At 63.5% G+C, this 26,956-nt stretch carries 28 protein-coding genes; 14 read left to right on the top strand and 14 right to left on the bottom strand.

The genetic code is table 11. The features are described from left to right. Positions 1-28: 28 nt before the first annotated feature. Genes Bravens_RS01780 through Bravens_RS01770 form a run of 3 tightly spaced genes read right to left on the bottom strand, consistent with a single transcriptional unit; the run spans position 29 to position 2,341 of the window. Positions 29-445, bottom strand: a complete 417-nt coding sequence (locus Bravens_RS01780) for a DUF6912 family protein (protein WP_019175614.1) — start codon at positions 443-445, stop codon at positions 29-31. A 4-nt stretch (positions 446-449) separates the two neighbouring features. Next, positions 450-1,724 (bottom strand): CpaE/TadZ family protein, encoded by a 1,275-nt coding sequence (locus Bravens_RS01775; RefSeq protein ID WP_062019763.1) that lies wholly within the window; start codon positions 1,722-1,724, stop codon positions 450-452. Continuing rightward, a complete protein-coding gene (locus tag Bravens_RS01770) occupies positions 1,721-2,341 on the bottom strand; it encodes an SAF domain-containing protein (protein ID WP_061944054.1) in 621 nt (206 codons plus the stop codon). Before Bravens_RS01770 ends, Bravens_RS01775 begins: the two co-directional genes overlap by 4 nt. Positions 2,342-2,487: 146 nt before the next feature. Between Bravens_RS01770 and Bravens_RS01765 the strand changes: the two genes are divergently transcribed. After that, on the top strand, positions 2,488-2,706 hold the full coding sequence (locus tag Bravens_RS01765) for a helix-turn-helix domain-containing protein (protein WP_061944051.1): 219 nt from the start codon (positions 2,488-2,490) through the stop codon (positions 2,704-2,706). A 19-nt stretch (positions 2,707-2,725) separates the two neighbouring features. Here the strand turns inward: Bravens_RS01765 and Bravens_RS01760 are convergent, their stop codons facing one another. Further along, positions 2,726-3,217 carry a hypothetical protein gene (locus Bravens_RS01760; protein ID WP_101672913.1) on the bottom strand — a complete coding sequence of 164 codons (492 nt, stop codon included), beginning with the start codon at positions 3,215-3,217 and terminating at the stop codon, positions 2,726-2,728. A 128-nt stretch (positions 3,218-3,345) separates the two neighbouring features. Here Bravens_RS01760 and Bravens_RS01755 point away from each other — a divergent pair, with 128 nt between their 5' ends. Together Bravens_RS01755 and Bravens_RS01750 are read left to right on the top strand one after the other, a co-directional pair. Next, on the top strand, positions 3,346-4,152 hold the full coding sequence (locus Bravens_RS01755; protein WP_062019759.1) for a LysM peptidoglycan-binding domain-containing protein: 807 nt from the start codon (positions 3,346-3,348) through the stop codon (positions 4,150-4,152). Further along, entirely contained in the window at positions 4,149-4,589 is a 441-nt protein-coding gene (locus Bravens_RS01750) for an Rv3235 family protein (protein ID WP_062019757.1), read from the top strand. The genes Bravens_RS01755 and Bravens_RS01750 overlap by 4 nt, the downstream gene beginning before the upstream one ends. A 101-nt stretch (positions 4,590-4,690) precedes the next feature. Here the strand turns inward: Bravens_RS01750 and secA are convergent, their stop codons facing one another. From secA to mtrA, 6 genes are all read right to left on the bottom strand, one after another. After that, positions 4,691-7,363, bottom strand: coding sequence for a preprotein translocase subunit SecA (gene secA, locus Bravens_RS01745; protein WP_062019755.1), 2,673 nt, complete (start codon positions 7,361-7,363; stop codon positions 4,691-4,693). A 219-nt stretch (positions 7,364-7,582) separates the two neighbouring features. Next, on the bottom strand, positions 7,583-8,251 hold the full coding sequence (hpf, locus tag Bravens_RS01740; RefSeq protein WP_062019753.1) for a ribosome hibernation-promoting factor, HPF/YfiA family: 669 nt from the start codon (positions 8,249-8,251) through the stop codon (positions 7,583-7,585). A gap of 50 nt (positions 8,252-8,301) precedes the next feature. Then, the gene (locus Bravens_RS01735; RefSeq protein WP_157452678.1) at positions 8,302-9,066 is read right to left on the bottom strand and encodes a ComF family protein; all 765 of its coding nucleotides are present in this window, start codon (positions 9,064-9,066) and stop codon (positions 8,302-8,304) included. Next, positions 9,015-10,703, bottom strand: a complete 1,689-nt coding sequence (locus tag Bravens_RS01730; protein ID WP_062019749.1) for an LpqB family beta-propeller domain-containing protein — start codon at positions 10,701-10,703, stop codon at positions 9,015-9,017. Before Bravens_RS01730 ends, Bravens_RS01735 begins: the two co-directional genes overlap by 52 nt. Next, positions 10,700-12,418, bottom strand: a complete 1,719-nt coding sequence (gene mtrB, locus Bravens_RS01725; protein WP_062019747.1) for an MtrAB system histidine kinase MtrB — start codon at positions 12,416-12,418, stop codon at positions 10,700-10,702. The genes Bravens_RS01730 and mtrB overlap by 4 nt, the downstream gene beginning before the upstream one ends. Then, positions 12,415-13,095 carry an MtrAB system response regulator MtrA gene (gene mtrA / locus Bravens_RS01720; protein WP_061944026.1) on the bottom strand — a complete coding sequence of 227 codons (681 nt, stop codon included), beginning with the start codon at positions 13,093-13,095 and terminating at the stop codon, positions 12,415-12,417. Before mtrA ends, mtrB begins: the two co-directional genes overlap by 4 nt. 120 nt (positions 13,096-13,215) lie before the next feature. Here mtrA and Bravens_RS01715 point away from each other — a divergent pair, with 120 nt between their 5' ends. The 5 genes from Bravens_RS01715 to Bravens_RS01695 are packed head-to-tail and all read left to right on the top strand — an operon-like array spanning position 13,216 to position 18,614. After that, the gene (locus Bravens_RS01715; protein WP_062019745.1) at positions 13,216-14,274 is read left to right on the top strand and encodes a hypothetical protein; all 1,059 of its coding nucleotides are present in this window, start codon (positions 13,216-13,218) and stop codon (positions 14,272-14,274) included. Further along, positions 14,271-14,945, top strand: coding sequence for a DUF4129 domain-containing protein (locus tag Bravens_RS01710; protein WP_062019743.1), 675 nt, complete (start codon positions 14,271-14,273; stop codon positions 14,943-14,945). Before Bravens_RS01715 ends, Bravens_RS01710 begins: the two co-directional genes overlap by 4 nt. Then, positions 14,942-16,144 (top strand): DUF4350 domain-containing protein, encoded by a 1,203-nt coding sequence (locus Bravens_RS01705; RefSeq protein ID WP_062019741.1) that lies wholly within the window; start codon positions 14,942-14,944, stop codon positions 16,142-16,144. Before Bravens_RS01710 ends, Bravens_RS01705 begins: the two co-directional genes overlap by 4 nt. Beyond that, positions 16,141-17,322, top strand: a complete 1,182-nt coding sequence (locus Bravens_RS01700; protein WP_062019739.1) for an AAA family ATPase — start codon at positions 16,141-16,143, stop codon at positions 17,320-17,322. Before Bravens_RS01705 ends, Bravens_RS01700 begins: the two co-directional genes overlap by 4 nt. Further along, complete coding sequence (locus Bravens_RS01695; protein ID WP_062019737.1) at positions 17,322-18,614, top strand: DUF58 domain-containing protein; 1,293 nt, start codon at positions 17,322-17,324, stop codon at positions 18,612-18,614. Before Bravens_RS01700 ends, Bravens_RS01695 begins: the two co-directional genes overlap by 1 nt. Positions 18,615-18,691: 77 nt before the next feature. On the opposite strand, the gene Bravens_RS01690 is transcribed toward Bravens_RS01695, so the two are convergent. After that, positions 18,692-19,687 carry a stage II sporulation protein M gene (locus Bravens_RS01690; RefSeq protein WP_062019735.1) on the bottom strand — a complete coding sequence of 332 codons (996 nt, stop codon included), beginning with the start codon at positions 19,685-19,687 and terminating at the stop codon, positions 18,692-18,694. A 53-nt stretch (positions 19,688-19,740) separates the two neighbouring features. Between Bravens_RS01690 and Bravens_RS01685 the strand changes: the two genes are divergently transcribed. Next, complete coding sequence (locus Bravens_RS01685; RefSeq protein ID WP_062019733.1) at positions 19,741-20,562, top strand: RDD family protein; 822 nt, start codon at positions 19,741-19,743, stop codon at positions 20,560-20,562. Between the two features lie 67 nt (positions 20,563-20,629). Here the strand turns inward: Bravens_RS01685 and Bravens_RS01680 are convergent, their stop codons facing one another. Further along, entirely contained in the window at positions 20,630-22,087 is a 1,458-nt protein-coding gene (locus tag Bravens_RS01680; protein ID WP_062019731.1) for a phosphohexomutase domain-containing protein, read from the bottom strand. Beyond that, positions 22,084-22,401, bottom strand: coding sequence for a DUF3499 family protein (locus tag Bravens_RS01675; RefSeq protein WP_019175635.1), 318 nt, complete (start codon positions 22,399-22,401; stop codon positions 22,084-22,086). The genes Bravens_RS01680 and Bravens_RS01675 overlap by 4 nt, the downstream gene beginning before the upstream one ends. A gap of 64 nt (positions 22,402-22,465) precedes the next feature. Here Bravens_RS01675 and Bravens_RS01670 point away from each other — a divergent pair, with 64 nt between their 5' ends. Beyond that, positions 22,466-22,822 (top strand): hypothetical protein, encoded by a 357-nt coding sequence (locus Bravens_RS01670; protein ID WP_062019729.1) that lies wholly within the window; start codon positions 22,466-22,468, stop codon positions 22,820-22,822. A 77-nt stretch (positions 22,823-22,899) separates the two neighbouring features. Here the strand turns inward: Bravens_RS01670 and Bravens_RS10825 are convergent, their stop codons facing one another. Continuing rightward, entirely contained in the window at positions 22,900-23,343 is a 444-nt protein-coding gene (locus Bravens_RS10825; RefSeq protein ID WP_280512867.1) for a WhiB family transcriptional regulator, read from the bottom strand. 351 nt (positions 23,344-23,694) lie between these two features. Here Bravens_RS10825 and Bravens_RS01660 point away from each other — a divergent pair, with 351 nt between their 5' ends. Genes Bravens_RS01660 through Bravens_RS01645 form a run of 4 tightly spaced genes read left to right on the top strand, consistent with a single transcriptional unit; the run spans position 23,695 to position 26,956 of the window. Continuing rightward, entirely contained in the window at positions 23,695-24,483 is a 789-nt protein-coding gene (locus tag Bravens_RS01660; protein WP_062019727.1) for a 2-phospho-L-lactate transferase CofD family protein, read from the top strand. Then, positions 24,483-25,511 (top strand): coenzyme F420-0:L-glutamate ligase, encoded by a 1,029-nt coding sequence (locus Bravens_RS01655; RefSeq protein WP_062019725.1) that lies wholly within the window; start codon positions 24,483-24,485, stop codon positions 25,509-25,511. The genes Bravens_RS01660 and Bravens_RS01655 overlap by 1 nt, the downstream gene beginning before the upstream one ends. Before the next feature lie 29 nt (positions 25,512-25,540). After that, a complete protein-coding gene (locus tag Bravens_RS01650; RefSeq protein WP_062019723.1) occupies positions 25,541-26,143 on the top strand; it encodes a hypothetical protein in 603 nt (200 codons plus the stop codon). Positions 26,144-26,185: 42 nt separating this feature from the next. Further along, positions 26,186-26,956, top strand: coding sequence for a CoA transferase subunit A (locus Bravens_RS01645; protein WP_062019721.1), 771 nt, complete (start codon positions 26,186-26,188; stop codon positions 26,954-26,956).

Genomic DNA, 26,956 nt, shown 5'->3' with positions numbered 1-26,956 from the left:
GCGCGGCTCTGAGTGAACCTTGCGCGGCTCAGCCGCGGAAGTCCCCCAGCAGGTGATCAATTTCAGAAGGCGCGTACCACAGAAGGTCCTGCTGGATGAGATCGTCTTCCGTGCTTTCGTGCCGCAGATGCTCATCCACGTGGAAGCTCACAACCGACGCCGCGGGAACGCTCGCCGAACCCACCGCTATCTGGTCATCCACGTTCGAGGTACTACTCACCTCAACATCGGCAGCCGCCACGATCCTGGCAGTTCCGCTGGAAGCCGCAGAAGCGGCTGCCGCTGTCGCCGCGGCCGTCATCGCACGCCACTCGGCATAATCAAGGTCGTCCCCGCGCAGGGCTGCCGCTGAATCTGTCAGGAAGAACACCGTCCGCTCCCCCAGGTTCGGCCAGGCGGCTGCGAATTCTTCCAAATCACAAGCTGTGTAGACGCGCTTCTTCATACGCCTATTGTCCAATGCCTGCGCGCCCGCCGGTGCGAGCCCCGCTGTCGCGCGGTGAATTCTTCAGCAGCTTCGCAATACCGCGCCTGCGAGGCCTCCCCGCTCTCCTGCGCCCGGCCGGGGCGAGCCCGAGTTGCCTTGCGAAATCCCACAGGGCAATGCTCAGGGGATTCTTCGGAGCGGACTCAATGATCGTGGTGCCGGCAAGAACTGCCCTGTCGAGAGCATCGCGCGCATCCGGCAGCAGAACCGGTGATTCGCATGCGACAAAGCGCTGAAGTGTCTGCTGGATGCGCTGCTCGGGATCGGCTCCCACAGCGCCTTCGCGCACCCGGTTGACGACGACGTGTGTCTTCTCCGCATGCCGAAAACGCTCGCTGCTGAGGACATTCATAAGCCTCACGAGCGCCGGCGGTTCCGCCGCGCCGACCACGATGACCTCATCAGCGGCATCCAGAGCCGCCCTGGTTGCCGCATGCCGGTCATAGAAGGGATCTGCAAGCGGGTCATCGGGGTCAACGCGGGCGGAAACATCGATGATGACAACCGGATAGCGCTTGGCCAGTTCCTCAAGAACGGCGGTCAGTGCGCCGGCTCGCACCTCCGGCCACCGATCCGCGCGGCTGAGCCCAGTCACCACATCCAAGCCATCGCGGATGCGGGCAATACAGCGAGAAATCACAGTGTCGTCAAGAGATTCTGCGCTGCGACACAAAGCGGCGATCTTCGATGCGTCGTCCAACAGGCCCAACATGACAGCCTGCCCGGCGTGGACCGTGTCAGCATCGACGAGAACCGTGCGCTCAGCCCGCGAGCTGATGTCGGCAAGCGTTGCCGCAATCGTTGAGCGGCCGGGAGCACCGTCAGCGCCCCACACGGCGACAATCCGCCCCGGGCTTCCAGCTTCGACCGGTGCGGCTGCGGGCGCTTCAGAAACCTCCGCTGGTTCAGCCTGAGCACAGGCGCGCACAGCCTCACACAGGGCTTCCGCCGAACAGCCGGCCTCCACCTCGACAGCCACACCCCAGTCCGCCACAAGCCCCGCGCCATAGCCCAGAATGCGCACACCCAGCCGGCGCGCGCGATCCCGAAACTCAGCATCGACTCCGGGGAAATAGCGGCTCAGCACATAGACTTCTGCGGCACCGGCCGACATCGCGGCAGCAAGTTCAACCCCATCGGCGGGCCGGGAGCGAACCGCTATATCGCCGGCAGCCGAAAGTGCGGCTGCGGCGGAGCTTTCGAACTCAACATCGACCGCGAGCACAACCGAAATCATGGACGGTCCTTCGGAATCGACACGACCGACAGATGGTCTTCAGCCGCAACGGCCTGTAGAACCTTCTGCAGACTGTCATTGGGCACGAACACCTCAACGCTCACACCCGAACTGACAGTGAATCCCCCACCGTCGCGATTCACGGCAAGAACCGCAGCATTGCGCAGAACAGGCTGCGGTTCTCCCCTGTCCTCGCGCATGTCAACCGCCCACACATCGACCCGGGAACCGGCCTTGACATCTGCCGGCAGAGACCGCTGCAGCGGAAGCGAAACTCGTCGACCGCCCAAGCTGTCACCCGAACCGACCTGCGATGCCGGTACAAGGTCGCCGGCCGCAATGGGGCTGAGGACTGTCTGGCCGATGAGGTCGTCATCGGACGCCCGCTTGTATCCGCCGCTGTCCTCCGGCAGTCGCACTTCGACCGGCCGGACGTTCTCGCGCGTAATGACAGTGCCCGGTGCCAAAGGCTCCGCTGCTGCCCACACCGTCGTCGTCTTCGCAACGCTCGTGACCACCAGCCACGTGGCGACAACGGAGGCGACAAGTAAGAGAACAGCTATGAGAACGCGCGGATCACGCAGCTTGGGAGTGCGGAAACGGGGTGCAGTGTGCATCAGATCTCCATTGATCGATTTATCTGCCGTTAGGTGTACTTTGCTATCATTTGATGCAGTTTACGGAATATTCTTCTTTGAATATACACGGATACGCCACCCTCGCCCACCCCTTTGCGGTTGGCCACCAGACCAAGGAGCTCGCAATGGTCGTCGAAACACGCTTCCTCCCCCTGACCGATGTCGCCGAAATGCTCAGCATCTCGACCGCAGGAGCTCGCGCACTCGTCCGCTCCGGCGAACTGCGGGCCATCAAAGTCGGCGGCCGCGGGCAGTGGCGCGTCGAAAAAGCTGAAATCGAAAACTACATTCAGCGCATGTACGCCCAAACCCAGCAGGAAATCGAAGCCGGCACTGACGTGTGAGCACATCCGTACAGCGGTGCTATTGCAACACCCGGACCACAGAAATCCTGCGCAAAGGCACCAGCTCAAAGGCGCCTCGTCTGCGAAGCTGCAGATAGTCACGCGCAACAGCGTGCAGCGTCCCCTCCAGTGTTGTTCCTGCAGTTTCAACCCGTACCTGCTTACGCTCAGCACACCACTGCCCCAGAATTGAACGCGCAGACCTCCAGCGCTCCTGCACCGCGTGCTCTCGAGGCTTCAGTGCCACGCCTTCGACAGCTGCGAGCATCACAAGAACTCCGCCGTCAATACAGCAGCACCCTTCACCCACCGAGGTCAGCACGCCGGAAACAGCTCCAGACACAGTGCGCAGATCGACGCGCTCACCGACTGCGCCGGCCAAGCGCTCCACAAAGGTGACCTCATAGAAGCTCTCGGCAACAAGGTCACCGAACTCGCCCTCGCGTTCGCGCGCTCTCTCGGCCGCAGCCTGGCCCTCTAAATCAGCAAAAAGCTCATCAAAACGATCCATACCCACATTGTGCCTGCAGTCACACGGCCAAACCATGGCTTGAAGATTTTATTCGCACTTATTCGAACATTCTTGTGTTTTGCGTTTAATCATGTACTTTGGTTGCAGATGATCACAAAGGAGTGAACATGAAGCCAACAGAAATCCATGTGGGAGCATCCGCTCTGCACCTGCTGATATGCGCCGCGCTGCTCACAGCGGGTCCCTCTTTCGCAGACCGAGCGCTCAACGCAGACATCGGTGCCGCGGTAGTCGTAACAGCACTCTGCGCGGCAGCCCTCGCCGGTCTTCGCCTGCAGCTGTCGCTCGTACTCATCGCGGCGGCTCGCGTCTTTGACCTCATCGGCGTGCCGGGCGCAGTCGCACTTGCCACGTGGGCGCGCAGGATCGCCCCCGCCGCACTGAAAGCATCAGCCGCATCCATGACAGCGGTCGTTCTCGCCGCCGGAACAGCCCACGCGGCACCGGCGCAGAATTCGCCCTCACAAGCAGAGGCCGCACACGGTGAGTCGACAGCACCCCAGACCGAGGGCACGCAAACACCTCCGCCGCACTGGCCGACGTCCCCGCCGGGCGACACCCCCTACCCCGAACCGAGCACGGCCCCACCGGCTGACCCCAGCTGGCCAACACAGAAGCCCGAACCGAAACCGCCTCGGACGCAGACCAAGGAACCGAAGGAACAAGAACCTCAACCCGAGCAGCGCAAACAGGACGCGCACGGCAAAGAAGCCGAACACACAGCACCGAAACCCGAATCGCCTCAGCGCGTAACAGTCAAAAAGGGCGACAGCATCTGGAAGATCGCCATCGCCCACCCGAAACCCGGCCAGACAACAGCTGAACGCGTAAGCGCCATCAGCAAAGCCAATGCCGACACCCTGGGCGGCAACCCCGACCTCATCTACCCCGACACCGAACTGGAGCTGCCATGACCGCCGAACCACTTACCCTGACCCGACCCGCGACACCTCGTACCCGCATGTTCAACAAGCGCCCGCCGACTTCCGAAGAGCAGACAGCTGCCAAAAAACAGCGCGAAGCAGCAGCCGCAGCCGCCTTTGTGCGCTCAATCGTCACCGCTTTGACCGAAGTCGAATACGGTGTGCGGACCCTGCAGTCCATTGAACGCTGGCTCGACCCGGAAGTCCGCAGCTCCGTGGTCTCCGCACTGCGGATGCGCCGCACACTGCGATCCGAACAGCAGGTTGACTACATCCGCGGCATCGGCCGGCCGCGCTTGAGCTCACCTGCGCCGAACGTCATAGAAGCCGCTGTGTCGATCGCTCTGCGGCCCCGCACAAAAGCCTGCGCGCTGCGTTTGGAGAAGAATCGCGACCGGTGGATCGTCCGCGAATATCTGACTGCCTGAACCGACAGCAGGCACCCCTGCGGAACGAACACGGCAACAAACAGCGAGCCCCCGCACTGCGATTCGCAGCACGGGGGCTCGTCAGTGCTCAGACCGGGGCCTCAGCGACGCTTCTTCTTGCGGCGTTCAGCGCGGTTGCCCGAACCGCCGTCGTCGTCCGCCGCAGTGTCCGTGCGCGCTTCACTTTCCCCAGATTCGCTGGGGCCGGCCAGCGTCAGCTTGGGCAGCTTGGTGCGGAAGACATCGGACTCAACTTCGACCTCGTCGCTCTTGACGGTCTTGACCTGCACCTGCAGCTTGTTGACAAGGCGCGTGGCGTCTTCCTTGATGCCGTCCTGCATTCGGGTGAACATCTCAAAGCCCTCGCGCTGATACTCCACGAGCGGATCGCGCTGCGCCATAGCGCGCAGGCCGATGCCGTTCTTCAAGTAGTCCATTTCGTACAGGTGCTCACGCCAGCGCTTGTCGATACTGGTCAGCAGAACGCGGCGCTCAAGCTGGCGCAGCGCTTCTGAACCGAGTTCTTCTTCGCGCTTTTCGTAGGCGAGGTCGGCATCCGCCTGGACTTCTTCGAGGATCTTTTCGCGGTTGAGGCTGTTCTTGCCTCCCGCGTCCTCGTAGAGGTCTTCCGGCGTAATCGAGGTGGCATAGAGGTCCTGCAGCGCAACGAACAGCTTGTCCATTTCCCAGTCTTCGGGATCGCCGACCGTCGCGCCTTCGACGTAGGCGCGCAGGACATCGTCGCGGAAGTCGTGAATCTGGTCTTCGAAGTCGTCGCCTTCGAGAACGCGCTGGCGTTCGTCGTAGATGACGGTGCGCTGGCGGTTGAGAACATCGTCGTACTTCAGGACGTTCTTGCGCTGTTCCGCGTTGCGCTGCTCGATCTGGTTCTGTGCCGACAGGATTGCGCGGCTGACCATCTTCGATTCAAGCGGTTCATCTTCCGGGGTGTTCGCAAGAGCGAGTGCGCGTTCAGCGGCACCGGCGCCGAACAGGCGCATGAGGTTGTCGCGCATCGACAGGTAGAAGCGCGATTCACCGGGGTCACCCTGACGGCCGGAGCGTCCGCGCAGCTGGTTGTCAATACGACGGGATTCGTGGCGCTCTGTGCCCAGAACGTAGAGGCCGCCGAGTTCGCGGATTTCCTCCGCGGCTTCCTCGACCTGCTTTTCAGCCGCTTCGAGAACGGCTGGCCACTGGGCTTCGTATTCTTCGGAGTCATCGGCCGGGTCCAGGCCGCGCTTCTCCATTTCTGCCACCGCAATGTGCTCAGCATTGCCGCCGAGCATGATGTCGGTACCGCGGCCGGCCATGTTGGTGGCGACCGTAACCGCGCCCTTGACGCCGGCCATTGCGACGATTGCGGCTTCGCGCGCGTGGTTCTTGGCGTTGAGGACCTCGTGGCGGATGCCCCGCTTGGCCAGGAGACCCGACAGGTATTCGGACTTTTCCACGCTGGTGGTGCCCACAAGAACCGGCTGGCCCTCTTCGTGGCGCTCGGCGATGTCTTCGACAACCGCGTCGAACTTCACCTTTTCATTGCGGTAGACGAGGTCGGGCTTGTCTTCGCGCAGCAGCGGCTTGTTCGTGGGAATCGGCACGACGCCGAGCTTGTAGGTCGAGTTGAACTCGGCAGCTTCGGTTTCGGCGGTACCGGTCATGCCCGACAGTTTGTCGTACAGGCGGAAGTAGTTCTGCAGTGTGATCGTGGCGTGAGTCTGGTTCTCGGCCTGAACTTCGACGTTCTCCTTGGCTTCCAGCGCCTGGTGCAGACCCTCCGAGTAGCGACGGCCGGGCAGTATACGTCCGGTGTGTTCGTCGACGATCATGACTTCGCCGTCGAGGACGACGTAGTCCTTGTCGCGTTTGAACAGCTCTTTGGCCTTGATCGAGTTGTTGAGGAAGCTGATGAGCGACGTGTGGTCTTCGTCGTAGAGGTTGCCGATGCCGAGGTAGTTCTCAACCCGCTCAATACCGGGCTCGAGAATGCCGACGGTGCGGTTCTTTTCGTCGACTTCGTAGTCGCGGTCCAGTTTGAGGCGCTTGACGATCGTGGCGAATTCGCCGAACCAGCGGTTGGCGTCGCCTTCAGCAGCACCCGAAATGATGAGCGGGGTGCGCGCTTCATCAATGAGGATCGAGTCGACTTCGTCGACGATTGCGAAGTTGTGGCCGCGCTGGACCATGTCGGCTACTTCCAGCGCCATGTTGTCGCGCAGGTAGTCAAAGCCGAATTCGTTGTTGGTGCCGTAGGTGATGTCAGCGGCGTACTGCTTGCGACGCTGGGAGGGCGCCATGTTCGACATAATGCAGCCGGTTTCCATTCCGAGGAACCGGAACACACGCCCCATGAGTTCTGACTGGTAGCTGGCCAGGTAGTCGTTGACCGTCACGACGTGCACGCCCTTGCCGGTCAGTGCGTTGAGGTACGACGGCGCTGTGGCGACCAGCGTCTTGCCTTCACCGGTCTTCATTTCGGCAATATTGCCCATGTGCAGTGCGGCGCCGCCCATGAGCTGCACGTCGAAGTGGCGCAGTCCGACCGTGCGCGTGGAGGCTTCGCGGACAGCTGCGAAAGCTTCCGGAAGAAGCTTGTCAAGGCTTTCGCCGTCGGCAACACGGGCCTTGTAGCGGTCGGTTTCTTCACGCAGCTGCGCGTCAGTCATGTCGCTGTATTCGTCGGACAGGTTGTTGATCGCCGTGGCGTAGTTCCGGAGCCTCTTCAGGGTGCGTCCTTCGCCGAACCGAAGCAGCTTCTCAAGGATGTTGGCCACGTTTCTCCTCTGTCCGTCTCAGCGCAGCGAATCTCGACATGCGCCCGACAAGTCTAACGCGCAGTTGCGCGCATGTCGCGCGGACAGCCTGCGGGCCGAACGAGCCAGCAGGCGACATCGCCCATCGGATTGTCAGTGCTGCCCCACTCCGACTCCAGAAAACAGAACGCGGCGGATGCCGTGAAGCATCCGCCGCGCTGTTTCAGCAGGGCTGACAGGTCAGCTGTTCTTGGAGTCGTCCAGTGCGATCACACCGTAGCTCCAGCCGCGCCTGCGGTAGACGACCGACGGCTGCGAGGTTTCTTCGTCAATGAAGAGGTAGAAGTCGTGGCCGACCATCTCCATGCGGTTGAGAGCTTCTTCGATGCCGATCGGCTCGGCCGGGAAGGTCTTTTCGCGCAGCAGAACCGGAGAATCGCCTTCAGCCTGAATGCGGCCGTTGGTGGGGTCTGCTTCCTCGGCGTCGCCGTCTTCTTCGACTGCCGGTTCGCCGTCTTCGGCGGCTGCGGGGGCTGCCGGGGCGTCGACAACGGGCATTTCGGCGAATGCTTCACCGGTCGACTGGCGACGGTGGCCGCCCTTGCGGGAGATCTTGCGGCGATCACGTGCCCGGCGCAGACGCTCAAGGAGCTTCGCCCAAGCGAGGTCAAGTGCCGCGTACTTGTCTGAAGCGTGCGCTTCGGCGCGCAGAACCGCTCCCTTGCTGAACACGGTGATTTCCACGCGGAAGGCCTCGTCTGGACGACGCACGCTGTCTTCGTGGGTGATGTTGACTTCAACGGCCTGGGCATCAGGGCTGAGCTTTTCGGCCTTGGAGATCTTGTCCTCAATGTGGGTGCGGAAGCTGTCCGAGATGGCGAGGCCGCGTCCCTTGACGACGATGTCCATTGTGCTCTCCTTTGACGTCGGGAAACCATCAACAACGATGGTCACCTTCATTAAACCGCATCGAGCTCAGGCTGACGAGAACTCCCCCGCGCGATTCCGATAACCGCCAGTCCATCCGGTGTGCACCTGGCATTCATGAGGGCGCGCGTCGATTCCGCACCCGTTGCCCCCGTGGTGGAAATGTCGTCGACGACGACGACCTTCGCCCGCCTATCCCACTGTCGTACCAGGTGAGTGTGTTCGCGGGCGATGGCGTGTGTACCTTCGACATTTGCCTTCCGGGCCGCACTGCCGAAGCCTACCTGGTCGCGGTGGCGGCTGACGGTGAGAACATCGGCGCACCCAGCCCGCAGCCCGTCAGAGCGCAGCATCTGGGCTGCTGACTCAGCGAATGCGGCAACGTGGTTGCCTCCTCGCCTGCGCACAGCGGACGATGACGAGGGCACCGGAACGAGGATCACCGGCTTGCCGTCAACCTGGCTGTTCTGAAGGGAATCGACGACGGCACGGGCCAGGAGAAGACCCAAAACGGCCACGATGTCACGTCTGCCGTTTTCCTTATAGGCCACGAGCACATTCCTCAGCACACCGTCGTACACGCCCGCCCCGCTGACCGGCAGGTGGCCGAAGCGCGGTTGGCTGCGCACAACGGGTCCATCGAGAGCTTCGATGCAGTCGCCGCACAGCGACACGGTTTCGATTCCGCACCCTGCACACACGCGCGGCAGGAGCAGGTCGGCGATGTCGGACAGCAGCTTCACGGTCAGCCCGGGTACGTGGGGTTCCAGGCCTTTGCGCCGACGATTCGCTGCCACGTCCCGGACGTGTAGGTGTAGACATCACCGCTCTCAGCCCCAACCCGCATGCTGCCGAGGTCGCCGGCAGCCGAGATCGTCTGGCCGCCGGAAATTGACCCCAGTCCCACGGACGGTCCGCCGACCCACACGCGGTAAGCACCAGCCGAAGCATCATCCGCGGACAGCACGGCCAGGTAAGATCCGCCGGCCCAGCTGAAGTCCGCAACCTGATCGAATTTCTGGCCGACCGACAGCGGCGCCCCCGCGGTCAGATGGTTGGGCTTTCCGCCTCGGGAGCGGACGATTCCCACCACGTCGATGCGGGTGCCGTCCGCAGCGGAAGTCAGGACGGCCAGCCGGCTGCCTTCGCGGGAGACCGCGATTCGCTTGATGGTGCGGTCTTTGGCGAACGGCACCGCCATCTTCACGAGTTCGCCGTTTTTGCCCACGGCGCGGATCTCCGCCGACTTGGCTTCGGCCGTGTACACCCATTCGAAACGGTCAGCGCTCACGCCCACAAAGTCTTTTCCGGTGATGAGGGTTTCGACGTCTTTTTCTGCGCTGAAGCGCTCGACCTGCTTGCGGTTCTCATTCGTGTAGTAGTAGGTGTTCCCGTCATAGGACTGGGCCGGAAGGACCTTGTCCGACACTTTCGGCGAATTGGGAACCGGTTCGAAGGAGTTGCCTCGAACTTCCGCGATCTTCCCTTCCGAAACCACAACGGCGGGCGCATCGACCGGCAGGTCAGCTGACACGTCGGAGCCCGAGGTGATGTTCGACTGGGGTGTCTGCACGCGCACATCAGAGATCGAGGTGTTGGCCCGCAGGGTTTGGGATATCTGGGAGTACAGGCGCTTGCTTGTCCCTTTGTCCAGGTCACCGGCTTCCTGGGACAGGCCCACGTCGACTGTGCCGCCTTCGACTGTGACGACGGACGGTTCGAGCGTCGTACCTTCCGGAACGGCCGAGATGACAGCTCCGCGCAGATTGTCCGCGGGTCCCCGAAGCAGCTGGCGGGCCACTTCCGTCAGCGTGCTGTTGCTGCGGACAAACCACCGCACGTCGGGAACAAGATATGAATAGTCCTGCGTGAAGAAGTACAGCGGATATGCCTGGAAGAGCCGATTGAAGTTCGCTTCTGACAGCACGATGCCGTCGGGAGCATCCGAGATCCGCCATTCGCCGTTGACCTGGCGAAGGCTGAACTTCAGCTTCGTCTCTGTACCCGAGGGGCTGTCGCGGTAGACGTGTGCGGAATCGAGGGATGCCTGCACGGGAACCGTAAACGACACACTGCGCGAATCGGTTGTCACAGAAGCTGTGAGGCTCTCCAGCGACAGACCCGATTCGACGATCGAGACGCTTTTGAGCGGGCTCCATTCGCCGGCGAAATCGTCAGTCAAGAAAGAGCGGGCCACTGCAAAGCTGCTGGCAGGGCTCGAACCGGCTGCCAGGAAGCCGCGCACGATCGAGGCGGGGCTGGCACCGGGTGCCGGGCCGTCCGGGTCGGTGCGGGACTGGACGTCGTTGTCGGAGTCCTCCACGGCGACCGTTCCGATCTGCCCGCTGTGGGGAATCGTGGCGCAGCCGGCCGCACTGAACGTCAGAAGGCAGGCCGTCACAGCCGCCGCGAGTTTCCGGAGCCTGCTGGTCATGGCTGTCCTCCGTCCTCGTCCGCCGCATCAGACGGTGATGCGGTTTCAACGACAATCGGTATCGAGCCGGTCTGCACGCGCACCGCGCCGTCCGAGGTGCCTTTGCCGACGGGAGCTTCAGGTCCGCTGCTCGGGGCGTCTGCCGGCGGCAGCGGCAGCGGTGAGGATGTCAGCTCGGTGTGGGTAGAGTAGTAGTGAATGAAGGGCGCGCTGCCCGAGCCTGCCGGCCTGCCCCACGCCTGCAGCCACCCGCCGTGCAGGTGGGCGTCTTCCAGTGCGATCGCCAGGCCCAGGCCGGTGCCGCCGAGCGTACGACGCCGCGATGGATCACCGCGCCAGAATCGGTCGAACACGTGCTCGACCTGATCTGCGGTCAACCCGACACCGTGATCGCGGATGCTGACCGCACACGACTCTGCGGTCGCCGCAACATACACGTCGATGTTCTTCTTGTCGCCGTGTTCGATCGCGTTGACGATGAGGTTGCGCAGGATCCTGCCGATGCGGATCTGCTCGACTTCCGCGGTTACGGGGGTAGACGGGGTGTGCATGACGATCTGACTGCCGGACTGCTCAGCCACGAAGGTCAGCCCGTCGACCACATTGGACACGATTTCTGTGATGTCCTGTTCAGTAGTTTCCAGCTTGACGAAACCAGCGTCATGCCGCGAAACCTCAAGCAGGTCCGACAGGAGCAGCTCAAAGCGCTCCACTTGGGACTTCAGCAGCTCTAGGGAGCGCTGCCCGGTTTCGTCGAGCTCGTCCTTTTCGGCATACAGCATTTCGGTGGCCGCACCGATCGTGGCCAGCGGTGTGCGCAGTTCGTGAGAAACATCCGACACGAACTGGCGCTGCTGCACGGTGAGCTCTTTCATCCGCACAATCTGGTCCTGCAGAGTGTCCGCCATGTCGTTGAAGCTGCGGCCCAATGCGCCGAGTTCGTCGTGGCTGGTGACGGTGACGCGTTCATCGAGGTCACCGTCGGCCAAGCGAAGCGCAGCCCGCGCCGTTGAGCGGATGGGTGACACCACAAGCCCTGTCACAAGCCAGGCCACAGCCACGACGAGGACGACCATGACAATGCCGGCAACTGTGAGCGCACGCTGGATGAAGCTCAGCGTGTTCTGCTCTTCCTGCAGGTCGGCAACAACGTACAGGTCGAATTTGCCGCTGCCGGGCAGCGAGACTGTCTGTGCGACCACGATTCCGGGAGAGTGCTGCGCGCCCGGCAGGGTGATCGACTGGTACGTCTGGGTGCCCGCCGGGGCTTCCTGTGCCCGGCTGAGAAATTCCTCGTCGAGCTCTGAGGGCCGAACCGGCTCCTGGCCGTACGGCAGGGCGATGATCGGGGCGACCGAGCGTCCGCGATCCCGCGGTTCCAGGGCGATGCTGCGCAGCGGGGTCGACGACCGGGCCATCATGCCGCGCAGCTGTGTGTTCACGGTTTCGCTCAGCTGTGCGATGCCCTCCGACGTTGCGGTGGATTCGAGCTCTGATGCGTAGCCGGCAGTCTGCGAGGTGATCGACTGCAGTTTGGCCTCATACAGGCCGCGGGCGATTTCCCGCGATACGTATGAACCGACCAGAAGGACCGCCGCCATCGACAGAATGAGCGTCAGCGCAACGACGCGCACCTGCAGCGAACGGCGGAACAGCCGAACCGTGAACAGGTACGCCCGCAACGCCAGCCGACGGACGGTCTTCCAGAGTCTCACGCAGCGTGACCGGCCCGATAGCCCACGCCGCGGACGGTGACGACGATTTCAGGATTCTCAGGGTCGCGCTCGATCTTCGAGCGCAGACGCTGCACGTGCACATTGACCAGGCGCGTATCAGCCGAGTGCTGGTAGCCCCACACTTCTTCCAGCAGCTGTTCGCGCGAAAACACCTGCCACGGCTTGCGGGCCAGTGCGGTCAGCAGGTCGAATTCCAGGGGCGTAAGCGAAATCGGCTCTCCGCCGCGGGTCACGTTGTGACCGGACACGTCAATGGTGACGTCCCCGACGGTCAGGTGCTCCGGCGCTGTGGGTTCGGTGATGCGCAGTCGGGCGCGCACCCGGGCGACGAGCTCCTTGGGCTTGAACGGCTTGGGGACATAGTCATCGGCCCCGGCTTCGAGACCGGCGACAACGTCGACCGTGTCGGATTTGGCCGTGAGCATGATGATCGGGACATCGGATTCCCGGCGGATTTCGCGGCAGACTTCCATGCCGTCTTTGCCGGGAAGCATGAGGTCAAGAAGCACGAGGTCGGGCTTGGATTCGCGGAATGCTCCGAGGGCGCCATCGCCGGTGGCGCAGAAATCGGGGTCAAATCCTTCTGACTTCAGCACAATGCCGATCATTTCGGCCAGCGCCGTGTCGTCGTCTACCACAAGAATCCGTGCGTTCATAGTTTTTATTGTTCCCTACCCACCAAAGGTTTTCACTTCGGCCCGCCGATTTTCGCGCAGCCTGATCACGGGAACCTGTGGAATGATGGGCTGGTCAAATACTCATCTCGCAGGAGTGAAGTGTTCACACAGAACAGCCCTGATTGGGGTCTGACCGTCGACTGGTCGACGGGCCAGCGGGTTCCCGCCAAGGCTCGCCGCCGGCCCCAATGGTCTCCCCCGCCTGTCCCGGGGATTCTGCCCAAGCGCCCCTTGGGCTTCTTCGAGGTGCTCGACGGCGGCTTCCGCCTGATGCGCCGCTTCCCCGGCTTGACCTACGGCAGCGCAGGACTCGGTGCAGGGCTGACCGCCGGCCTCTTTGCTCTTGCGGGAGCCATCACGTGGTACTTCGGGCACAGCTTCTTGACCAAGCTCCTCAATTCATCCGAAGAAGCTCTGAGCGGTCTGAGCTTTGTGGTGCAGATCGGCGCGGGAATCGTCGAATACCTCACCCTAGCCATCCTCATCGTGTTCAGCGGAATGACGAGCGTCGGCGCCCGCGAAGCGTTCTTCGGCCGCCCAATGACGCTGCGCCAGGGCTGGCAGAGCCTCCGGGGATGCCGCCGAAAGCTGTTCAGTGCGGCACTGCTTATGGGCACGGCCCACCTTGTTGTCCTCGCAGTGTTCCTTGCCGCAGCGATTCTCGCCGGCGCCGTCGGCGGGACTGTCATCGGCCTGACTCTCGGCACAGCGCTCGTCCTCGTCTGGTGGGCGCTGACGGTGTTCTTCGGCATTCGCCTGAGTCTAACGGGATGCATCATCGCCCAGGAGCGAGTGGGGATCTTCTCCGCCATCGCCCGGTCCTGGAAGATGACCGGCCGCGGCTTCCTGCAGGTGGCAGGGCAGACCGTGTTCGGGTTCTGGCTGGCCAATCAGGTCATCGGCATCATCGCCACACCCGCTTTCATCTACTTGGGAGGCGTCATCGGCGTGCTCTCGATTCTGATGCTCGGCGGCGGCGAGCTCGAGGGGCCTGCTGTCGCCGCTGTTCTCGGCACCATCTTCACTGGGCTTTTTTTGGCCATCGGCGTTCTCCTCTACGCCTACCGGGCGGCCCTTCTGGCAACTGTCTACTTCAACCTGCGCATGCGCTCAGAAGGCTATGACCTCGTCCTCCTAGCAGAAGCGGAGGAAGTATGAGCGGACTGCAGCAGCCCACCCCAGAACAGGGCCGTGAATGGGCCGAACGCGAACTGTCTGATCCTCGCTACAGCGAAGTCGACATTTCGTTCTTCGGCAAGATCAAGCGCATGCTCGACCTGTTCTTCCAGAAGCTCGCGGAAGGGGTCGACAACGCCCAGTCCCCGTGGTTCATCATCGGCGTCATCCTGTTCACAGCCGCCGTTGTGGGCTTTGTGATCTGGCGGGTTCGCCGCGGCACCGACGACGACTTCTCGAAGCAGCTGTTCGAAATGGACTCCGAGTTCACCGGTGTCGAACCCCGCGTGTTCCGCAAGCTCGCACACGAAGCGGCTGAGAACGGCAATTGGGCAGATGCCACTGCCAACCAGATTCGCGCAGTCTTCGCAGAGCTGAACAAGAAGCGGATCATCGATGTCGAGGCCGCCTCGACTGCAGCGGAGCTTGCAGCCGCGGCTTCCGCGGCACTGCCGGCTATGAGCGACAAGCTGAATAAGGCCGCCTCTCTGTTCGACCGGATCGTCTTCGGCAGCCATCCAGCCGACGAAGCCGACTACCGATTTGCCGAACAGCTCGACTCCGCAACTCAAGCGCTGCGCGCGCCCGGTCAGGAAACAGCTGACTCGGCTGAGGCTGCAAACTCCCGCGGTTCTGAGCAGGTGAGGGCATGAGCGCCGCACTCGACGTCGCGGTCCGCGGCACACGCTCAGCGGGTGCCGGACGCAGCCTGAAGTCCCTTGGTCGATCAGCCGGTCTGTGGCTCGTTTTGGTGGCTGTTCTCCTCATGGCCAGTGCGGCGATCACGCTGACCTCCGCGGAACGCGACGAAACACGCTCCGGGCACTACGACAGCTTCGCCGCAGACGGAACTCACGCCTACGCCAAACTTCTTGAAGACCACGGCGCCAAGCTTAAGAAGACCGACAACTTCGACACAGCCGTGAAAGCCGCTGCCAAACCTGGCACAACGGTCGTTGTCATCAACCCGGACGACATATCCGTCGACAGCAGGCAGAAGATCACCGCCGCAGCTCAAAAAGGCGGCCACGTGATCCTTTCAGCCCCGTACGACATGGGCGGCTGGGGAAACACAATCCACCCCACAGAGGAATTCGCCGGCCCCGACGATTTTGAAGAATCCCGCGAACCTGCCTGTGACTACCCCGCGGCCAAGAAGGCAGGCCCGGTCAGCGCGCCCTTCATTCACTACTACTCGACCCACAAAGACTCGGTGAAGTGCTATTACCGTCCCGACATGGGCAAGCAGGCCTCCGGCCTCGTCCAAGCTCCGGTCGGCAAGGGCACTATGACGGTGATGGGCAACAGCAGTTGGATCGGCAACGACGAGATCGCCCTGCACGGCAATGCCTCACTGGCTATGGGTCTCGTCGCGGACGCAGATTCCGTCGTCCTGTTCTGGCCGAATCCCGATGACTTCATCGACTCCGATATCCAGGAGACCCAGGATTTCGTTCCCCAGTGGGTGTACTTCGCAGTCCTGTGGATCGGCGTGCTCACTCTGGTGGCTCTGCTGTGGCGCGGACGCCGCTTCGGCCCACTGGCTGCCGAGCACCTGCCGGTGACTGTTCCGGCAAAGGAAACCGTGACCGGACACGCGGGTCTTCTGCAGCGAGCCGGGGCCCGACCAGAAACCCTGCGACCCATTCAGCAGGCCGCGATCATCTCGCTGGCCCGCAAGCTCAGCGTGCCCACGTCAGCTCCGGCAGAAGACGTCTGCCGCGCGGTCGCGGCCAAACTGGGCGAGAGTCCACAGCGCATCGAGCACCTTCTGCTGCACGCAGAACCGACATCAGACGCAGAACTTGTCAGCCTGGCTCAGGCCATCAGCGAACTCGAAAGGCGACTATGACAAACCAGCACGACCCCAGCGCTCCCATCCCAGACATGCCGGAGAACGAGCCCGGCGCGCACCAGCCCGGCGCACAGCCGTCCGGTTCGGTGCCCGCCCCCGCCGACTCCGCCTCGGCAGCGGCTCCCGCCCAGCCGAACCCCCAGGCGAGCGCTCAGCAGCCCGGCGCACAGCCCGCATCGTCGCTTGTTGACCGCCTGGCCCAGGATCACCAGCTGACGGACGTCGACCACGAACTGCGGGCACGCTTCGGCGCTGTCAGCAGCGCCACTGCTAACGCGGTCGTCGGTCAGGGCCACGCCACGCACGCTCTGCTCATTGCGCTTCTCACGGGTGGCCACGTGCTGCTGGAAGGTGTTCCCGGTGTCGCCAAAACGCTGCTGGTGCGTGCGCTGTCGCACGCTGTTGAGCTCGATCACGCGCGCATCCAGTTCACCCCGGACCTCATGCCCAGCGATGTGACCGGTTCGACCATCTACGACGCCAAGACCGGCGACTTCGAGTTCCGTCCCGGCCCGGTGTTCACCAACATCCTCATCGCCGACGAAATCAACCGCACCCCGCCGAAAACCCAGTCGGCCCTACTCGAGGCGATGGAAGAGAAGCAGGTGTCGGTCGACGGCAACACGTACTCCCTGCCCCAGCCGTTCCTCGTTGCCGCCACCCAGAACCCCATCGAGTACGACGGCACCTACCCGCTGCCAGAAGCCCAGCTGGACCGCTTCCTGTTCAAGGTCCAGATGAACCTGCCGCAGCGCGATGCTGAGCTTGACATTCTGCAGCGTCACGCAGGCGGCTTCGCAGCCGACAAATTGGCCGATGCCGGGGTGACCCCGCAGATCGACGCCGAGGGGATCCTCGCTGCCCGCGAGCGCGTGGCAGATGTCTACTGCGCCCCGGAAGTGCTCGGCTACATCGTCGACCTCGTGCAGGCCACACGCCAGGCCCCGTCACTGGAACTGGGTGTGTCTCCCCGAGGCGCCACTCGCCTTCTGTCTGCCGCGCGGGCTCACGCGTGGCTGTACGGGCGGGCGTTCATCACCCCGGATGACATCAAGTTCCTCGTGCCGATTTCCTTCCGCCACCGTGTGCGCCTCAACCCTGAAGCGCACATGGACGGTCTCGACGTCGACGATGTTCTCGAATCGATCGTGTCGACGGTTGCGGTTCCGCGCTGATGGTTCTCACGTGGCGCACCATGGTCTTCGCCGGGATCATCGGCGTAGGCGTTGTTGCCCTGCAGACGACCGCGGCCGCGCTCATCGGGATCACGGTGCTGCTGGTCGGCATTGTCGTCGACCTGCTCATCACGCCGTCCCCGCGCAGGATTGAGGCGGCGCGCACTGCCGGCGGCAAGGTTCGTCTGGGCCAGGAAACGTGGGCCGACCTCACCCTGCACAATCCCACCAAGCGCACGTACAGGCTGCACCTGCGTGATGCGTGGTCGCCCAGTGCCGGTGCTGAGAACAACCGGGACCGCTGTCGTCTTGCCGCGGGCGAATCGCACGTGCGCCGACAGACGCTCACTCCCACGCGCCGCGGCTGGCTGTCAGCGGACAAGGTCACGCTGCGCAGCTTTTCGGTCTTGGGGATTGCCGGCCGTCAGGTGTCATTTGATGTTCCGGCCCAGGTTGCGATCACTCCCCCGTTCCTGTCGAGGCGCCACCTGCCTTCGCGTCTGCACCGCCTGCGGGAACTGGAGGGCCGCACGGCACTCATGGTGCGCGGCATGGGAACCGAGTTCGATTCGCTGCGCGAATACGTGCCGGGTGATGATGTGCGCTCAATTGACTGGCGCGCCACGGCGCGTGCCCAGGAGGTCATGGTCAAGACGTGGCGGCCCGAACGTGACCGTCGCGTGGTGATCGTCATCGACTCAGGCCGGCTGGCGGCGAAGCGCTCGGCTGAGGGCACGCAGTTCGACACGTTCGTCGAAGCGGCGATGCTGCTGACGGCTTTGGCCGGTTCGGCTGGCGACCGCGTGGATGTGATCGTGGCCGATGCCAGGATCCGCACCGCGTTCGGCCCCCTGGCCCGGGAAAAGGCGATCCCCCGCTTTGATGAGGAGATCGCGGACATCTTCCCCAGCCTGTACGAATCCGACTGGCAGGTCATGGCCTCTGAGGTTCTCAAGCGCTGCTCGACACAGGCGCTCGTCGTGTTCCTCACTCCCCTGGATGCCATCACCATCCAGGAGGACGTTCTGCCGTCGCTGCCGCTGCTCAAGCGCGGCCACCAGATCGCGTTCGCCTCGGTTTCCGATCCGCAGCTGCAGGACATGGCCGACGAGGTCTATTCGCCCGCTCAGGTGTACCGGGCCGGTGCGGCACAGCGGGAAATGCTCAATCAGCGTGCGCTGAGCCGCGCAATGTCGGCAAGCGGCGTCTATTCACTCACCGAACCCGAAGAGAAGCTCCCGCCGGCGCTTGCGGACCTCTACATCCGGCTTAAGGCGCAGGGGAAGCTCTGACGAGCGGCACCTCGTGAATTGACGTACGAGGTGCCTGCCCCGTGGTCTGCTGACCACGGCTTTCTCTGTGGTCGGGCTTACTGGACGGTGACGGTGCGGTAGCCGGCGCGCTCCTCGTCGAGGTCCCCGTCGAGACCCGCAAGGTAGGCGGGACGACCCAGCGCAATCGTGTAGGCGACGATGCCGATGGTGAGTGCAGCACCGAAGATCATCTTGATTCCGAAAGGCATGTAGGACGGCGTGATGAAGCCTTCGATGAGCCCGGACAGGAACAGGAAGATCACGAGTCCCATGGCAACCGTGATGAGCGAACGGCCCTCTTTGGCCACAGCCTGACGTCGCGTCATATTGCGCGGAATGATCCAAGACGTGAAGATCTTCAGACCCGCGGCAGCGGCAATGAGGATGCACGTGATCTCCGGGACACCGTGGGGCAGGATGAACTTCCAGAAGTCCTCCGCGTAGCCGGCCTCATACATAACAGCGGCCATGATCCCCGTGTTCGCCGCGTTCATGATGATGCCGTTGATTACGTAGATCCCGGTGATGCCGAGCACCACCCACTGCACGGCAATCCAAGCGTTGTTGACCCACACGCCCAGGGCGAAGACCGAACTGGGGTTTTCGCGGTAGTAGGCGACAAAGCCGCGTTCGGCGATCTCGCGCTGTGCTTCCGGCGGCAGCATGTAGTCAAGCAGACCCGGCGTGGTTGCCGCCCAGATGTGGGTGCCCACGGCAACACCCGTGAACAGCACAAAAACGCCGACAAAATACCAGCGCAGCGAATACAGTGCCGCCGGCAGCGACTGCCCGAAGAAGCGCGTGGCCGTCGACTTCGCAGAACCGGGAACAGAGCCGAAGTGGACCCTCGCCTGCAGAACTACCCTGCTTAAGTAGACCGCGGCGTCTGATTCCGGGGCGACCGTCTGCAGATGCGACAGGTCTTTGTTCGCCCTGCGGTACAGGCGGTTGAACTCTGCCACCTCGGGGCCGGACAGGCGCGACTTCTTCGAAAGGCGCTGCAGCTCTTTCCAGTCCGGCGAATTCAAAGCGGCCAGCAGAATGGGATCCATAAAGACCAGATTAAGGCATCTTGACCCGGCGGCGAATATGCGAGGATGTACGGGTGAGCAAACTCGTCACCGGTGAGGCCATCAGCCTCAGCATCCGCCCCGCATCCCTCATGGCGCGGGCGGCATCGTGCGCTATTGACTTCGCGATCTACACGGTCGTCTACATCGCCTACTTCATCGGGCTGGCATACCTTCTGAGCAATGTCGACACCTACAGCGGCGAATTGCTTGCCATCACGATCGTCACGCTCGCGTCGATCTTCATTCTTGTGGGCGTGCCCTGCATCGTCGAATTTCTGACGCGCGGCCGTTCTGTCGGCAAGCTCATTGTGGGACTGCGGATCGTCCGCGACGACGGGGGCGCCCTGGCTTTTCGCCACAGCCTCATCCGCGCCCTCCTGTGGCCTTTTGAGATTCTGGGCTCCGGAGGCGGTGTCGCGGCTCTCGTGGGTTTGTTCTCCGCTGACACGAAGCGGCTGGGCGATCACCTGGCGGGCACCATCGCCATCAGCGAACGGGCAAAGCTGCCGGCGACGCGCACCAATCCCGTCAAGCCCGAATTGGCGGCCTGGGCGCGCAGCGCTGACATTTCCCCGATCCCCGCACCCCTGCAACACCGCGCGGCACAGTTCCTCGCAACGGCTCACATGCACACGAAGGAATCCCGGTGGGCGCGAGCGGTGGAAATCGCCGATGAGCTCAACAACTACGCTGCCCCGGCTCCCCCAATGGGCACACTGCCCGAAGAGTTCATTGCCACGATCGTGGAGTTCCAGCGCTGGGACGGCTACCGGCGAGCGCAGAACGCGCAGAAGGCAAAAGACGTCTTCGCCAGCCGCATGGACAGGCTGCCTCACGGTATGCGCCTGCAGTGAGCCATGCGCCTGCAGTAAGCGCGGCAGGCGTCCTTCTGCGCAGGCTGAGTGGGCTTACCGAGCGGGCCTATGCGCGGATGATGGCCAGTGCCGCTTCGACGAGTTCGTCAACCCGCTCCTGGCTGCCGGCTTCTACGTTGAGCCGTACGAGCGGTTCCGTATTGGATGTGCGCACATTGATCCAGAAGCCATCACCGTCGAGCGTGATTCCGTCCAGGCGATCAATTGTCACGGGGCCGAAGTCACCGCGCTGGCCGGCCTCAGCCACGGCCTCCAGCACCGTCTGCTGATCTTCGACGCGTGAATTGATTTCGCCGCTCATGGGCCCGGGCGCGTAGTCAGCTGCCAGTTCGCTCAGCTGTTTGCCCGAAGCGTGCACGGCGGCGAGCACGTGCCCTGCTGCGAGCAGACCGGAGTCTGCCCCGAAGAAATCGCGGAAGTAGTAGTGAGCTGAGTGCTCGAACGCAAAGACAGCGTTGTTGGTGCGCATGGCCTGTTTGATGCCGGAATGCCCCACCGCAGTGCGCACGGGCGTTCCGCCGGCCTTTTCCACCCACTGCACTGAAGAACGCGATGTGAGCAGGTTGTGCAGCACAACGGGCTGTTCTTCCGCGCGGACGCGGCGGATTTCGTTGACGGCGGTCATCGCACCGATCGCGGATGCTGACACGGTGTCGCCGTTTTCATCCACAAAGAAGCAGCGGTCGGCATCGCCGTCGAAGGCCAGGCCGATGACAGGTTCGGCTGTTTCGGCACGCGCTGCGATGACAGCTTTCTGCAGGTCGACGAGGTTGGCGGGATCCAGCGGGTTGGCCGGGTGGTACGGGAAAGTGCCGTCGGGCTCCATGTACATGCCGCGCACCGTGATGTTCAGCGCCTCCAGCTCCGCCGCACTTCCGAACACCTGCGGAACCGTCAACCCGGCCATGCCGCTTCCGGCGTCGACGACAATCGTCAGCCCCTGGACCCGGTTTAAGCCGGTGAGGCTGCGGATGCGCTCGGCGAAGCCGCGGGCCGTGCGCTGCGCCAGCGCTTCATCGACGCCAAGCTGCGTATCAGCGGCTGCCGCAGAGTCAGCGGAGCCGGGGCCGTAGGAACATTCGGGGGCGGAGTCCAGCAGTTCGAGTGCTGTGCCCAGAAGGTCTTTCCGGGACACACCGGATGCTCCGGGTCCGCACACTTTGATTCCGTTGTATTCGGGCGGGTTGTGGCTGGCGGTCACCATGAAACCGGGCAGACCGTATTCGCCGGAAGCGAAGTACAGCTGATCGGTCGAGGCCATGCCGATGTTCTTCGGCTGCAGTCCCGCCTGCCGGCTGCCGGCCGCCAGCAGGCGCGAAAAACGCGGCGAGGTTTCCCGCATGTCGTGGGCGATGAGGATCTCCTCGCTGCCCCATTCGGCCTGTGCGGCGCGGGCAACAGCCCAGCCGAAGGCGAAGATGAAGTCGTCGGTGAGCTCTTCGCCGACGAGCCCGCGTACGTCATAGGCGCCGACGGTTCGGCGTTCACGCGCATAGCGAGTCATGTGTCCTCGATGATGGTCAGGTGTCCGTGTTTGCGGCCTTCGGGCGCTTCGGGTTCGGCTTCGCGGACGGCATCTGCAATCGCCAGCAGATCATCGCGGGTTCGCTCGATGGGCGGGCCGTCGGTTTCCAAGCGGATGATCTGCCATTCCTGTGGCGGGGTGATCCGATCGGAGTGAGTTTCGCACAGGTCGTGTGCTCCCGGTTCGGGCTGTTGGGAAAGAGGGCCGATGACAATGCACGCTTCGGAATGCACATAGGTGAGCGTGCGATTGGCCGGTTCAGAGCAGCCGATTTTGGAACAGGTGCGAAACACACAGGCAGTGTAGTACAGGCCGCTGCGCGTTTGAGCGGATACGCTGGCCCGGAAGGGAGGCCCCGTGTCCAGGCATCGTGATTTTCGCGGTTCGGCTCTGCCGCCGCACGCTCCGGCATCACTGACCCGCCGGGACCAGCTGGACAGGGCCGGGTCGGAGCTGCTGGCTGAGCTGCTCACTGCCCGAGGTGCCAATCCAGAAGACTACGAACTGCGGCTGTGCTGGGTGCCGCCGGCTGGCCAGCAGGGGCTGACCACGTCGATGGGCCTTGCGGCTCTCGCCTATGAGCGCACGGATACAAGCCCCGGCATCATCGAGGTCAACTACCTACCGCTGCGCGCTTTGGCGCGCACTGCCCAGGAGAGGGGCCAGATTCTCGATGCGGAGCTGACGGAGCTGCTGGACCTCATGTTCGGCTGATGCCCACCCGAGGCAGCGGCCCGGGAACGGAAAAGGGGCGACGGCTGGCGCCTCGCCCCTTTTTCAGTCCGTGGAGTTCACACGACCTGCTTCTTCACACGACGTCGTTCGCGTTCTGACAGTCCACCCCAAATTCCGAAACGCTCGTCGTTGGACAGCGCGTATTCGAGACATTCGGCGCGAACCTCGCAGGAAGCACACACCCTCTTAGCTTCGCGGGTGGAGCCGCCCTTTTCGGGGAAGAAAGCCTCGGGGTCCGTCTGGGCGCACAGCGCCTGGTCCTGCCAATCGAGACCGCCGTCGCCTTCTCCCAGGAGGAGAGCCAGCGGATTGATGCTGGAAATGCCGGCATCGGGTCCGCCGGAAATCGGCTTGAGCTCGGTAGGATCGACAGAGAGCGGATCCGGGACGAAAGACGGGGAGGAGTGCGCAGGGTCGACGAACCAGTCCTGAGCTGCACGCTCGGTGACACTGGGTGCCGGACGCTGCGGAGAACTCTTGTATTTGCGCGCTTCTGACACGTGCTTCCCCTTTCTACGACAGTCCTTGCGGGACGCGTCGTAGTTAAATTACACGTGTGTCATTCCCCTTTAGTCAAGTGGGGCCATGCTATTCAACCCTCCCAGAACCCGACAATAGAACACGCGTTCCCACCCCACTGGCCACATGAACACAACATGTGGCCACCGACTAACCCGCACACCACAACCTGTGGGAATCGGGCCGATTTCTCATGATTTTTCCCATCCACTGCACCCTTTCCCCTCCCGCCGGACAGCACTCCCACCAGACACCCGGAGCACCGCAGCGCGGCAGAAAGAACACTGTGCACCGATTCGGCGCACACGAACATCGGATGACATGATGAGCCCATGAAGATCACCGTTCTGCCCGTCACCGACGGACTCACCCACGTGCTCGCCGACGTCCGCCAGGCGGGGCTGCAGCATGCCGATACGGACTTGACGGTGATTGCCTCCACGCTCACCGACGTCACCGTCCACGGGCTGCGCTTCTGCCCCGACATCGATGCCTGCCTCATCCCGCCGGCATCGCCGGTTCCCGGTGGCGCAGCAGCCGAACTGGCCGCTTTTCGGGTAGACGCCGAGTGGTTCCGCATGAACGACCTCCAGCTGGCCGCGGCGGTCCTGCGCAGCCGGCTTATGGGGCTGGGCTACGGGCTGGCCGCGGTCACACAGGCCATGAGCAAGCGCTACGCACCGGATTTCACTCTGCTGCCGCTGACCGACACCGCTGTCGAAACGATGGTGGTCGTCCCGGGAGCTCAGTCTGAGGAAGCGTGGCCGGCACGTCGCTACACCGCAGAGGGCCGCACGGACGCCACGCGCATTGCCCGGCCTGTATTCGACAGTGCCAAAGCCGCGCCTGGCGTACTCAAAGCAATCCGCGAAGCCGACGTTGTCATCTTCGCCGTCGACGAACGCCCCGAGTTCACGGCCGAACCAACGCTCCGCCTGCCGGGCATGATGGATGCTCTCACCGGCACCCGCGCCCAAGTTCTTACGGTCGGCGCCGACCGACTGGATGCGGAAACCCGCACCGGGCTCGGCGGCGAAAAAGCCGATGAGCGGCTTGCTGAACTCCTCGCAGAGGCCGCCTCGGCACGCCCGGACGACGGGCCGACCACGGTGTGGGGATGATGGCGCGAACATCGCTGGCCACGGCGTTTGGAATCGCCGCGGGCTTCCCGCAGAACCCCCTCGACACTGACCGCACGGCAGCTCTGATCGCCGCCGACATCGACAGGGCCCGAGTGGAAATCCGGGACGACGACATCATCGCCGTGCGCGCAGACTTCGTGTCAGCCTGCCAGGGACGCCTGCTGCCGGCCGATAGCCCTGACGTCGAAACAAGCGTTGCCGAAGCCACCCGCGCACTCATAGCCTCGCGGACGTTCAACGGCACCCCCGTGCGCCTGACCTTCACCTCCAACGGCACCGTCGAATTCAACGGCGGCCACCGCGCAAAAGGGCAAACCGTCATCGCCCCGGTGCACCACCCGCACCGGTGGGCAGCTGGGGCCGGCGCGTGGCTGCGCTCCTATTTCTCGGCCGATATCGGAGTCGTCATCTTCCAGGACCTCCCCCACCCCTTCCGGCGGGGACAGCGGGCGGGAAGCCTCGCCTCGTACGGGGTTGTCGACCAGAAAACAGCCGACCACGCAGCCGCGACTGCGGCGCTCACTGCAGAAGACTCGACGCTTGCGATCATCCGCGCCCACAGCAGCAGCCCTGTCGTACCGGACGCGCCAACCGAGCATCCCGCGGAAACCTTTGACGAAACAGGCGGGCTGGCCCCGTGGTTCCGCCTGGGCTGGGCCGAAGCGTGCCAGAGTGCGCTCGGTGCCCACCCGGAGGGCCTCCGGCCGATCTCCGGCACCCGCCACGACGACATCCTTGCCCACGTCAGCCGCGCAATAGCGACAGTGCGCTCAGGTCCCGCCCGCGTACCCGGCGAAGACGGCTGGCGCTTTGTGCCCATGGGCTCCGGCGCTCGTGTGCTCATCGAACCGGCAACGCAGACCACAGTGGAAGACCCTCGCGCGGCCATCGGCTTGGGTGCTCTTGTCGAACGCTTCAGTTCGGCGCTGTGGATTGAGGGCCTGCGCGCCGACGCTCACGTGCGCACCGACGGCAGCGGCGCCGACGTGCGGATCATCGTGCCCTGACCCGCCTTCCAAACCAACCGAGGAGAACCGTGTTCGCATCGTTCATCGCCCAGCTTGCCGCCCGTTCCGAACCGGCCGTGCGCTGGTCCGGGCCTTCCGGAGACCTTGAGCTCACAGGCGCTGTGTTCGCCAACTGGATCTATAAGTCCACCGCTCTGTGGGAGGACTACGGGGCCTCGGGACTAGCCGTCATCACCGACGGCCACCTGCACTGGCGGGCAGCCGCCGGCATGGTCGCCGCGGCGGGCCTCGGTCTGCCGGTTTCGGTCCTCGAGGCCGATTCGCCAGCCCCCGATGGCGCTCACATGGCTCTTGTTCCCGCCGGCATGGAGCAGGCGAGCGCGGCTTTCGATGCCGATGAGGTCTTCGTCTACGCGACCGAACCGCTGGCACTGACCACCGACGTCCCTGAGGACTTCCTCGACTTCATCACCGAGGTCCGCTCCCTGCCGGACGTGCTTCCTCTCGCCTACACGCAGCAGCTGCGGCTGGACGTGAAGGGCAGGACGCTGAGTGTCCCGATTCCCGAAGAGCCGGGACCGGACGCTGTTCTGCCTGCCTTCCCCACTGACGAGGCGGAGCTCACCAACGCCCTGCGGGCTCTTCTGGGCGGGATTCTCACCTTGGGCTGAAAGCCCTGCAAAGCCAATGGGGCCGCGTGATAGGTTCGCACCATGGACAAAGAAGTTTCATCACCCGCTGAAGCGGTTGCAGACATTTTTGACGGCGCCCGCATTGCCGTAGGCGGCTTTGGAGTCGTCGGAGTTCCCGAATACCTCATCCGCGCTCTGCGTGATCAGGGTGCAAAGAATCTCACCTGCGTTTCCAACAACGCGGGAACTGATGGCCGAGGCCTTGGCCTTCTGCTCGAAAGCAAGCAGATCAGCCGCATGATCGCCTCGTACGTCGGCGAAAACAAAGAGTTCGCCCGCCAGTACCTGTCCGGAGAGCTCACCGTGGAACTGACCCCGCAGGGCACTCTGGCAGAAAAGCTGCGCGCTGCCGGTGCTGGGATTCCGGCGTTCTACACCATTACGGGTGCCGGCACCCAGGTGGCCGAAGGCGGCATGCCGTGGCGCTATGACGCCGATGGCAACGTGGTCGAGTCCTCCCCCGCCAAGGAAGAACGCCAGTTCGACACCTTCGGCGAAGAGCAGACCTATGTTCTTGAAGAGTCTCTGCCGTGCGACTTCGCGCTCGTCCGTGCGGCCAAGGGCGACCGCCACGGCAACCTCGTGTTCAACAAGTCAGCACAGAACTTCAACCCGCCGGCTGCGCAGGCCGGACGCATCACGATCGCAGAAGTCGAAGAGCTCGTCGAACCGGGCGAAATCGACCCGGCGGATGTTCACGTGCCCGGTGTGTACGTGCACCGGGTTGTGAAGCTCAGCCCAGAAGAAGCTGCTGACAAGCCCATCGAAAAGCTCACGGTGCAGGAGGACTGA

The sequence above is a fragment of the Brevibacterium ravenspurgense genome (genome assembly GCF_001584615.1).
In the GTDB taxonomy this organism is placed as follows: Bacteria; Actinomycetota; Actinomycetes; order Actinomycetales; family Brevibacteriaceae; genus Brevibacterium; species Brevibacterium ravenspurgense.
Note: the sequence above shows the minus strand (reverse complement) of the source record. Positions and strands in the feature narration are given on the sequence as shown.